This is a genomic window from Moorena sp. SIO4E2 (assembly GCF_010671945.1).
Lineage (GTDB): Bacteria > Cyanobacteriota > Cyanobacteriia > Cyanobacteriales > Coleofasciculaceae > Moorena > Moorena producens.
This window is the reverse complement of sequence record NZ_JAAHIE010000281.1, coordinates 1-9,389: the sequence shown is the minus strand read 5'-3', so window position 1 is coordinate 9,389 and position 9,389 is coordinate 1. Positions and strand designations below refer to the sequence as shown.

The window sequence follows — 9,389 nt, the reverse complement described above, 5'->3', positions numbered from 1 at the left end:
CAGATAAAGTGCTCTTTTGTATTTTAGTGATTGGATTGATTGGGTTGATGCTGGATTTTGCGTTTAGGTGGCTTTTTCGATTAACTGTTCCTTGGTCGGAGCAATTTGTTGAGCGTTAAAGGTTTAATAAGGTTGAAGGTTGAAGAAGGTTGAAGGTTGAAGGTTGAAGGTTTAATAAGGTTGAACGTTGAAGGTTGAAGGTTTAATAAGGTGGAAGGTTAAATAAGGTTGAAGGTTGAAGGTTGAAGAAGGTTGTTCGCGTAGCGTGGCCTTTTGGCCAAGGTTTAATAAGTTTGAACGTTGTTCGCGTAGCGTGGCCTTTTGGCCAAGGGTAAGCATTCAGTTGATAGCTTCAGATATTTTCCCGATTCCCGATTCCCGATTCCCGATTCCCGATTCCCGATTCCCGATTCCCGATTCCCGATTCCCGATTCCCGATTCCCGATTCCCGATTCCCGATTCCCACACTTCCCCTTCTTTTTTATAAATATGATATGCACCCTTTTAAAATGACCAATGATTACAATTTGCCTAAGCTACAGGTGTGCAATCTTTCCAAAAGTTTTCGCCACCGACGGGAAGAATTGGTAGTGCTAAAGGATATTAATCTGGATCTTGAAGCCAATGAATTTGTGTGTATAGTTGGACCGTCTGGCTGCGGCAAATCAACCTTGCTAAACATTATCGCTGGACTAATTCCTCCCTCTAAAGGACATGTAAAGGTAGATGGTGAGGTGGTTTTAGGTCCTGGTCGGGATCGGGGGATGATTTTCCAGAACTATACCCTATTTCCCTGGCTAACGATTGCTGATAATATCGGCTTTGGTCTGAGCTTACAACGATTGCCTAAGGGGGAATGCCAAGAACGGATTGCTTACTATTTGGATGTAATCGGTCTAACCCGCTTTGCTAATGCCTACCCCAAACAGCTGTCAGGGGGTATGAAACAGCGGGTTGCGATCGCACGAGCGTTGGCTAATGAACCGGAAGTGCTGTTGATGGATGAGCCTTTTGGAGCCTTAGATGCCCAAACTAAGGAGGAATTGCAGGAATTCTTTCTTGGACTTTGGCAGAAGACCCATATTACGGTTTTGATGATTACCCATGATGTGGAAGAAGCGGTGTTCTTATCCGAGCGTATCTATGTGATGGGAGCTGATCCAGGTTGTATCCAGGATAAGATTATGATTGATTTGCCCACTGTTCGTACTCTGGATACAAAGCTAACCCTGGAATTTGTGGAATTGAAACGGCAGGTAATTCAGGCTTTGCGCATTTGATCTAAGCCATCAGCCATCAGCTATCAGCTATCAGCCAACGGCTGATATCAAATCCGGTTAGTACAGACAGTAAAAAATATTTCTCTTCGTCTTACTCTACGGTTGTTTGACCCTAATCCTAATCCTTTTTTTGCTTTCCGGATTTGGTATGACAGCTGACGGCTGAATGCTTACAAAAAAACTAAAAATCCTCTCCCCTGCTCCCCTGCTCTGATAACAATAGAATTTAAATCAAGACCAGCTTACTCCCTGTTTCCTGTTCCCTGTTCCCTGTTCCCTGTTCCCTGTTCCCTGTTCCCTGTTCCCTGTTCCCTTGAAAAACTAAATAATAATCAACCTTTCCTTTTGATCAGCACAGTTTCAACTAGAGTCAGGGATAGACATACTGCAATCATTAGCCGAATCCCATCCTGTACTGCGATTACTAAATAAGTAGCCATGTCTTCCTGTAGTGCTGCTGATTGATAATCTACTTTAATCAACGTTTGCTCAAACCAATTTAGAGAAGTTGGTTCTTGATGATACAGAGGGTAAGCCAAAATATCTAATAACACTACCACAAGCAATCCTGCAGTTCCTCCAATTAATAATCTTCGCAATAACCTTTGTAATAACCTTTTCCCAAATGACATGATATCTACTCCTGATGCTCCCATCTTACCTTAGTTTTTTTTAGCCAATACCTATTACCAAAAGGTATTGGTAGAAAGTTGTAAGGGCGCACAGCTATACACCCTTACTAAATTTTGACCTTTTGACTGACGAATAATCACACCCTGCAGACACAAAAATACTGACAAAACCCCTTAACGACTTAAGGCTCCATGGAGTAATCCACCAGCACCTCCACCGACAATCGGACGCCAAACTGACTTTGGATCAATGCCTCGTCGATAGCCTTGTATCCATGGTTGAGCCAATTTTATCGGTTTCCAAATGGTAGAAACTGGACTAATAATTCCTGTAACTGCACCTCCTGCTGCTGCTTGGAAAACACCATCACCTAGGGGTTTACTAGTAATAGCGTTGGATGCGACCTGAAACGCTGCTCCTGATGCAGCACCAATTCCAGCTGATGCGAGCAGTGGAACAATTGCTCCTTTAATCTGGTCTGTCTCGGTTGTTGTTTGTTCCGTAAACTCTAAATCTTCAATTTTCATTTTTATGTCTGCTTAAGGTGTTTTATTATTATTACTATTACTTCCAAAAATGTTTCGCCAGTTTGGCGTTGAAAATTGTATATAGTAAAGGGAATAGGGAACAGGGATTAGGGAGTAGGGAGTAGGGAGTAGGGAGTAGGGAGTAGGGAGTAGGGAGCAGGGAGTTGAAGGTTGTTGGCGTAGCGTGGCCGAAAGGCCAAGGTTGAAGGTTATTTTATTTAAAGTTTAAAATTTAAAGTTGAAGGTTGACAATTAACTGTTAACTGTCAACCTTCAACTGTTATGATTTTTGCTTAAATTAAGGAAAATCCAAGACTAATAATTAGTCTTGGGGAATCGATAGTAGAAGGTTAAGCGATCGCATTGTAAGCATTCAGCATTAAGCATTCAGCATTAAGCATTCAGCATTAAGCATTCAACTTTCAACTTTCAACTTTCAACTTTCAACTTTTAACTTTCAACTTATGGGCTACCCACGCTACTTGAGTGGCCATTGGCCAAGGGCTGACCACTGACCACTGACCACTGACTACTGACCACTGACGGCTGTTCGCGTAGCGTGAGCTTTTAGCTCACGGCTGAATGCTTAAATCGCATTCACAAAATTATGATAAGCGGTCTCAACCTTCTGGGCTTGGGAGGCTACATCAGCCTCTAACTGGTTCAAGCGAGCTAATTCTTGCTCCCGATTAATTTCACGAGATTCTTTTTGCTTAATTAAATTATCTAATTCAGCTTTGCGAGCTTTAATATCATCATCCATCCGCTCAGTTACTTCCTGCTCATACATATCAAAACATTCTTTGATAGCATCATAAATCGGTTGCCATTGCTCTTGTGCTACCTCAGGCAAATATTTCACCAACTCTTTTCTAGCTGCTTTCACCAATTCCTTACGAGCTTGATCGGCTTGCACGACTCCAACTCCTAATCCTAACAACGCTAGACCCACTGGTCCGAGAGCAATCCCAGAAACAGTGGTAATGATGGCACCAATTCCCATAACTGTGATGAAATTCAGTACAATATTTTTCCAATAGAAACCAGCTCCAGCCATGGCGACTCCTGCTATATTACCCCTAGCTAAGGAAAATAATCCTGCTGCCCATTTTGCCCAAGCGGGAGCGTTATCTTCTGTGGTGTAGCTGCTGACAGGTCTTACGGTTTGTCCGGTTAATTTTTGATTAATTTTATCCGTGACTTTAGTATAAGAAGCACCGTAGGTGACTGCACTGCGAGATAGCTGAGCAAAGGCAGCATCCATCTCTTTTTCAGCGGTCTTACTCCACTCTGACAATTTATCATTAATATACCGTTCAAATCCTTGTCTCAACTCTGATTCAAAGGCTTCTCGTTTCCCTGTACTCAAGAAATCCATAAATCTTAGTTCAGGTTGATAGTGTAAAAAATCTGACTCAAAGGTATTTCCTAAATTTAAAACATAGGTACGAAAGGAATCTGCGATCGCTTTCGCTTTATTATCACGAACTGTTTTAATTTCATCCTTGAATTGCTCACCAATATCCTTGAGTTTATTAAATTCTGGTTCAACGGAACTAATCCGTTCCTTCAATTCATTTAAATCTTGCTCTAGCAAGGGGATGCGACGTTCAATAGCTTCATGAACATGGTTACTCCCTTGACGGGCTAAGGGTGCATCTCATATTTGTAAAAAAGATCGGAAGTGTGGGGCCCGGGCGCGGGGCGGGGGCGCGGGGAGTGTGGGAATTTTCTCCCGAATTTTTGCCTAATTGCAAAACTGAGATGCACCCATAGAGAAGAGGAGAGAAGAGGAGAGAAGAGGAGAGAAGAGGAGAGAGGGGGAGTTTTTTTGTATTTAGAGATTTGGTCAGAAAGCATCGAAGGGAAATGGGTAAATGGGGAGATGGGTCGAATTATATCGGCAATTAAAGTATAAGATAATACATATTTTGAGGGATTTAAACGGAAATGAAAGTACGTACTCGCCCCAAAGTAAAAAACCTACCCAAGTGAGGTAGGGAGTAGGGAGTAGGGAGTAGGGAACAAAAATTATCACAATTAATTAATTTAGCATTCCTATATATTTTACCAACTATTTATTGTAAAAATTAATTATAATACTATTTATTTAGTTGATGTTGAACTATTTTGGTATTGGCAATTTATAAATTTAACCTTATTGCCTTTGGCTTTTGTAATTCATTCATCATCTTTCCAAAAAATTTCGTACCCTAACCAGGCAATTCCTCCAACTATCATGACTAGAGCAAGCCAATAAGCGACTCTAATGGTTACAACAACAGCAATGACAACGGCTAAGAATTTACCGAATCTAGCTAGCTTTCTGCCCCACTTTTTTAGTTTACCTTCATTTTTTTGATGCTTATGGGTTTGATTAAATTGTAGTTCTTCTTGATAAATGTCCGTTTCAATTTCCCGGAGTCTAAGGTCTCGCTCCCGTTGCTGGAGTTCTCGTTCTCGAAGCTCAAGGTCTTTAGCTTTTTCTTCTTTGGAATTCATCGGTTTTTCCTTAGTTGACTGCAAATTTACTGGTTGACTGACAAATCTAGTCTGATGCTTCTTTAATGGCTTGACAGTAGCCACAGGGGTACCTTTATGATTAGTCTTTAGCTACTATAGCAATTCTAAATTGAGTCAATATAGCTCATAAGTATGATCAAGGCTATAGTTGTTACTATAGCGCTACGCGCAAGTCAGAAGTCAGAAGTCATTTGTCAGAAGTCAGAAGTAACCTATGACTAAGTTTCAGAGTTTAAAAATGTCACACATCTGAATGCATAGTGCTATAAAACCTCCTTTCAATATAGTGCTGAGTAAGACTTGTCACTATTCACAACTAGAGAGGTTACAGTTGATAGGTTACAGTTATAGAGTTCCCGGACAATCTGGTCTGATTAACAGCAGGAGGTCTAATCTCCTCAGGACATACTTAGGATTGCTTGAATCACATGGAAACTGAACCATTACAGGCCAATACAACACCCTTTTTCCATGTGTCCGTATTGAGTCAGGAATTAATTGAGGGACTAGCTATCTGCCCTGGTGGTCATTACTTAGATGCCACTGTGGGTGGTGGTGGACACACTGAGTTAATTTTAGCAGCAGCACCGGATGTGGAAGTTACAGCTATTGACCGGGATGCTAATGCGATCGCAGCCGCCAAGACCAGGTTAGCCAGTTATAACGGAAGAGTTAATTTCTGGCAGGGAAATTTTGCCGAATATCAGCCTAATGATAGGGTATTTGATGGTATTATTGCGGATTTAGGCGTCAGTTCAGCTCAGCTAGATTTACCAGAGCGAGGCTTTAGTTTTCGCCATGCTGCTCAGTTAGATATGCGGATGGACCAGAGCCAGTCTCTGACGGCAAAGGATATTATTAATAATTGGGGTGAGGTACGGTTAGCGGATGTTTTTTATAAGTATGGGGAAGAACGGTTATCCCGGCGGATGGCACGGCGGATTGTGGAGAAGCGTCCGTTTCAGACAACCACTGAATTAGCCAATGCGATCGCATCTTGTGTTCCCCCGAAATACCGCTATGGCAGGATTCACCCAGCGACTCGGGTGTTTCAAGCCCTACGGATTGTGGTCAACCAGGAACTTGAGAGCCTCGAAAGCTTTCTCGACATTGCCCCCCATTGGCTGAAACCAGGGGGAAGACTTGGAATTATCAGTTTTCACAGTTTGGAAGACCGGATTGTTAAGCACAAATTCCGGGAGTTGTCAACTAATTGCTCACTATTGCGGGTGCTAACTAAAAAGCCAACTGTAGCACAAGCTGAAGAAATCCAGCATAACCCTCGTGCTCGCTCCGCTAAACTCAGATTCGCAGAGCGACGGGAGTTGAGCACTCAAGACTGACAAGTCTAAGCTATGGATTCACTTCTCGACACTAAACGAATTGGCATGCGATCGCGGGGAAATACTGTCAAATACTGATTAACATCTTCTAGAGAATCTCGGCCATTGACGAGTTCCCAGTTAAAATGACGCAGGAGTAAAGACAACATCACCGTTGCTTCTAAAAGTGCTAGAGGTGCGCCTACACAAAAATGAGATCCTCGGGAAAATCCAAACAGGAGGGGGAGTGGCTGTTGGTCAGTTTCCTTTTGCAGCCATCGTTCTGGACGAAATTCTTCCGGTTTTGGAAACATCTCAGGATCCTGTCCCGCAGCCCAGAAAAAAGGTTCGACGCTTACATTTTTCGGCATCTTGACCCCATCCAGTTCTGTCTCTTGGGTCGTGACTAGGGGGATTCCGGTGGCCACTGGGTGGAGTCGTAAGGTTTCCTTGACCACAGCTTCTATATAGTCTAAATGTTTCAAAGTAGAAAGATTTAGCTCCCCTTCCTTCTCCCAGGCTTGATCCACAGCCTGTTGTGCGGCCTGAAAGACTCCAGGATTAAGCCCCAACTCCCCGACTGCAAAGGACATAGTATGAGCCGTAGTGTCATGACCTGCAAAGATAAAGGCTCGGGTCTCGGCCATTAGGGAGTCTTGGTCATGCTGGGGGTTTTTAGCAAATTGAACCAACATCGAATCCCGAAATGACGAACTGACTGATGGGGATTCGGCCTCAGAAGCCCTGGCCACTTGCAACGCCATCGCGACCCGAGGTTTTAAATTCTGTTGTAAATAATCTTGAGCCTGTCGGTATTCTCGCCCTTCTGACGTAGGGAGAAACTTAAACCATCGACTGCGACCTGCGGTCTGCAAAAGTACATGTTTTTCGAGAAGTGCAAGAGCTGCATACAGGCGGTTGGCATCGAAGGAGGGTTCCCCTGCAAAGTTTGAGGTTTTATCAAAGGTAACACCTAGGAAAAAGTAGGCAATGATATTCATGGTCAAGTCCACAAATAAGGGATCAACTTGAACCTCTTTGCCTGTTTGAGCCGAGCTTTGAAGTTGTGTGATGACTTGCTGACACCCCTGACGGATGAGATCGAACTTTTGAGTGAATCGACTGGCTCGGAAAGCTGGTGCTGCGGTTTGGCGACGCCACTTCCAAGCTTCACCAACCTGGTTTCCGATATGTACGCCAAACACATCTTTGTAGGCGTGATAAAAGGATGGACTGCGGGTAAATATCCCCTTAGTTTGCCCCTCTGTCAAAATGCTTTCAATCAGTTGGGGCTTTGCCACCATCACCATCGGTCTGGTGAAGATCCGTAGCAAAATCATGGAGCCGTATTGCTGCATCCATCGAAAGATTCTCAGAGAATAGGTTCCTTGTTTTGCAGCGGCAAGAAGTTCCATGGCGTTACCTGTGAGCCATTTCCCCTTGGGTGATGGCAGAGCATATATCGAGCTCAAAGCTAGCTGGCGTTGTTGCCAACGCCACAGGAGAAGGCTGATCCCTGTTCCTACAAGGAAAGCTAAAATTGTCCATGAATGCTCGAACATGCTCAAGGTTCTCCTGACTTTTACACTGCTAGCTAAATTCTACTACCGAGTTAAAGCCCTGATATTCACACAACCACTGAGTTAGGGAATACGATTGGCCTTGGCCTTTGGGCCACGCTACGCGATGAAGCGTTTCGGCAAAGCCGACGCTACGCGAACGCAAAGCGTGGCCAAAGGCCTCAGCTTCCGCTAAAAGCGAACGCATCTTATGTTCCCCCTAAATTTGGAAGACCGGATTGTTAAGCACCAATTCCGGTATTTGTCAAAAAATTGCTCACTATTGCGAGTGCTAACTAAAAAGCCAACTGTAGCACAAGCTGACGAAATCCAGTTTAACCCTCGTGCTCGTTCCGCAGCACTCAACACTGACCCACTTAGGGCTCTAATCTCGGGATGGGGCAGGTGCTAATAGTCCAGCCAAGGAACCCAAGGAACCCGTGCCAATCCCCACCAGGATATCAGGCACATCTTTACCCGCCACAGCTAGTCCGATGGCACCTGTAACAGTTACCAGCATGGTACCGCCCAAAGCAGTGACCACAATCCGGTAAATCCAACGGTCTGTTTCTAGAGGTGGACCAAGTCTACGGATAGTTTCCACTGGGTCTCTTTTGATTTCTTCCGCAAGTTCTGGATCTTTAGATACCCGTTCTACTAGTTCATTCATGGATTTAACTGGTTTCATCATCGTGAGCTTTTTGTGAATCTAAAACTTAATACAGCTCGATTGGTTTCAATTCCTGATGTTTAGGGATTAGACTTAGCGGCAGTTGTGGGGAATCGGGAATCGGGAATCGGGAGTCGGGAATCGGGAATCGGGAATCGGGAATCGGGAATCGGGAATCGGGAGTCGGGGAAAGGCGTTGCTTAATAATGGAATGATTTTAAGAGTAGGTGCGCGCCTCCAAGGGCGCGAGCAATCCCTCGCGCCCTTGGGTCGCACCTGTAGAATGGGCATCTTGCTGTGGAATGGGCATCTTGCCGTGGAATGGGCATGTTTGCGTGGAACTGGCATCTTGGTAGAACTGGCATCTTGCCAGTTTCAATAAATTTTCGTGCGGGCAGGATGCCCACTCTACTCCTATTCATTCAAAAATTCAGCAACGCCGAATAATTGACGCAAACAGTATCATTAAAGCGACCTAGCTTTGTCACCCAATTACACCATTTGCCCACTCCCTCCAGTTAAACTACTACTGATAGCAACGCTGGTAATGGTGTTTAAAAATTAAACAGACAAAGGGATCCAGCCCTATCTAAGAAGCTAAATCATTCCCTCTTGCCTCTTGCCTCTTGGCTCTTGCCTACTCCCTATTCCCTATTCCCCTTTCCCTCCATGACTTACACCTATGATTTACTGGAAAACCTCTACAATGCCTTTGACCCCTCCCAACCGTTACCGGCAGGGGACCCGGTTTATGTCGATTGTCGGGAAGTGCGGGGGGATGGAGAGATCCAGGTGGATTTAGGGAAAGAGATGTTGCTTTCTAAGCGAGAGACCTATCATTTATATGGAGGTCATCGGGGGGCAGGAAAATCTAC

General features: G+C 44.2%; 12 protein-coding genes and 2 pseudogenes. 5 read left to right on the top strand and 9 right to left on the bottom strand.

Features of this window, described 5'->3' with window-relative positions; all coding sequences use genetic code 11:
* Positions 1–171 precede the first annotated feature (171 nt).
* Positions 172–339, bottom strand: coding sequence for a hypothetical protein (locus tag F6K37_RS23950; RefSeq protein WP_287252583.1), 168 nt, complete (start codon positions 337–339; stop codon positions 172–174).
* A gap of 4 nt (positions 340–343) precedes the next feature.
* Between F6K37_RS23950 and F6K37_RS23945 the strand changes: the two genes are divergently transcribed.
* Together F6K37_RS23945 and F6K37_RS23940 are read left to right on the top strand one after the other, a co-directional pair.
* Positions 344–487, top strand: coding sequence for a hypothetical protein (locus F6K37_RS23945; RefSeq protein WP_287252581.1), 144 nt, complete (start codon positions 344–346; stop codon positions 485–487).
* A gap of 22 nt (positions 488–509) precedes the next feature.
* The gene (locus tag F6K37_RS23940; protein ID WP_287252579.1) at positions 510–1,280 is read left to right on the top strand and encodes an ABC transporter ATP-binding protein; all 771 of its coding nucleotides are present in this window, start codon (positions 510–512) and stop codon (positions 1,278–1,280) included.
* A 332-nt stretch (positions 1,281–1,612) separates the two neighbouring features.
* Here F6K37_RS23940 and F6K37_RS23935 read toward each other — a convergent pair whose 3' ends face one another.
* From F6K37_RS23935 to F6K37_RS23920, 4 genes and pseudogenes are all read right to left on the bottom strand, one after another.
* Positions 1,613–1,912, bottom strand: a complete 300-nt coding sequence (locus tag F6K37_RS23935; protein ID WP_287252577.1) for a hypothetical protein — start codon at positions 1,910–1,912, stop codon at positions 1,613–1,615.
* Positions 1,913–2,086: 174 nt separating this feature from the next.
* A complete protein-coding gene (locus F6K37_RS23930; RefSeq protein ID WP_287252575.1) occupies positions 2,087–2,440 on the bottom strand; it encodes a hypothetical protein in 354 nt (117 codons plus the stop codon).
* Between the two features lie 586 nt (positions 2,441–3,026).
* Positions 3,027–4,091 (bottom strand): annotated as a pseudogene (locus F6K37_RS23925) (dynamin family protein); the annotation flags it as partial.
* Between the two features lie 530 nt (positions 4,092–4,621).
* A complete protein-coding gene (locus F6K37_RS23920) occupies positions 4,622–4,942 on the bottom strand; it encodes a hypothetical protein (RefSeq protein ID WP_044495860.1) in 321 nt (106 codons plus the stop codon).
* A 449-nt stretch (positions 4,943–5,391) separates the two neighbouring features.
* Between F6K37_RS23920 and rsmH the strand changes: the two genes are divergently transcribed.
* Complete coding sequence (gene rsmH / locus F6K37_RS23915) at positions 5,392–6,306, top strand: 16S rRNA (cytosine(1402)-N(4))-methyltransferase RsmH (protein WP_008191734.1); 915 nt, start codon at positions 5,392–5,394, stop codon at positions 6,304–6,306.
* Positions 6,307–6,311: 5 nt separating this feature from the next.
* Here the strand turns inward: rsmH and F6K37_RS23910 are convergent, their stop codons facing one another.
* Together F6K37_RS23910 and F6K37_RS23905 are read right to left on the bottom strand one after the other, a co-directional pair.
* Positions 6,312–7,847 (bottom strand): cytochrome P450, encoded by a 1,536-nt coding sequence (locus tag F6K37_RS23910; protein ID WP_008191731.1) that lies wholly within the window; start codon positions 7,845–7,847, stop codon positions 6,312–6,314.
* A 28-nt stretch (positions 7,848–7,875) separates the two neighbouring features.
* Positions 7,876–8,052, bottom strand: coding sequence for a hypothetical protein (locus F6K37_RS23905; protein WP_287252570.1), 177 nt, complete (start codon positions 8,050–8,052; stop codon positions 7,876–7,878).
* 3 nt (positions 8,053–8,055) lie between these two features.
* On the opposite strand from F6K37_RS23905, the gene mraW reads away from it, so the two are divergent.
* Positions 8,056–8,256 (top strand): 16S rRNA (cytosine(1402)-N(4))-methyltransferase, encoded by a 201-nt coding sequence (gene mraW / locus F6K37_RS23900; protein WP_502887773.1) that lies wholly within the window; start codon positions 8,056–8,058, stop codon positions 8,254–8,256.
* Here the strand turns inward: mraW and F6K37_RS23895 are convergent.
* Both F6K37_RS23895 and F6K37_RS23890 read right to left on the bottom strand, forming a co-directional pair.
* Positions 8,230–8,535 carry a hypothetical protein gene (locus F6K37_RS23895; protein ID WP_131827025.1) on the bottom strand — a complete coding sequence of 102 codons (306 nt, stop codon included), beginning with the start codon at positions 8,533–8,535 and terminating at the stop codon, positions 8,230–8,232. The genes mraW and F6K37_RS23895 overlap by 27 nt on opposite strands.
* A gap of 72 nt (positions 8,536–8,607) precedes the next feature.
* A complete protein-coding gene (locus F6K37_RS23890; protein ID WP_287252568.1) occupies positions 8,608–8,862 on the bottom strand; it encodes a hypothetical protein in 255 nt (84 codons plus the stop codon).
* A gap of 321 nt (positions 8,863–9,183) precedes the next feature.
* On the opposite strand from F6K37_RS23890, the pseudogene F6K37_RS23885 reads away from it, so the two are divergent.
* Positions 9,184–9,389: pseudogene (locus F6K37_RS23885) on the top strand (ATP-binding protein); the annotation flags it as partial.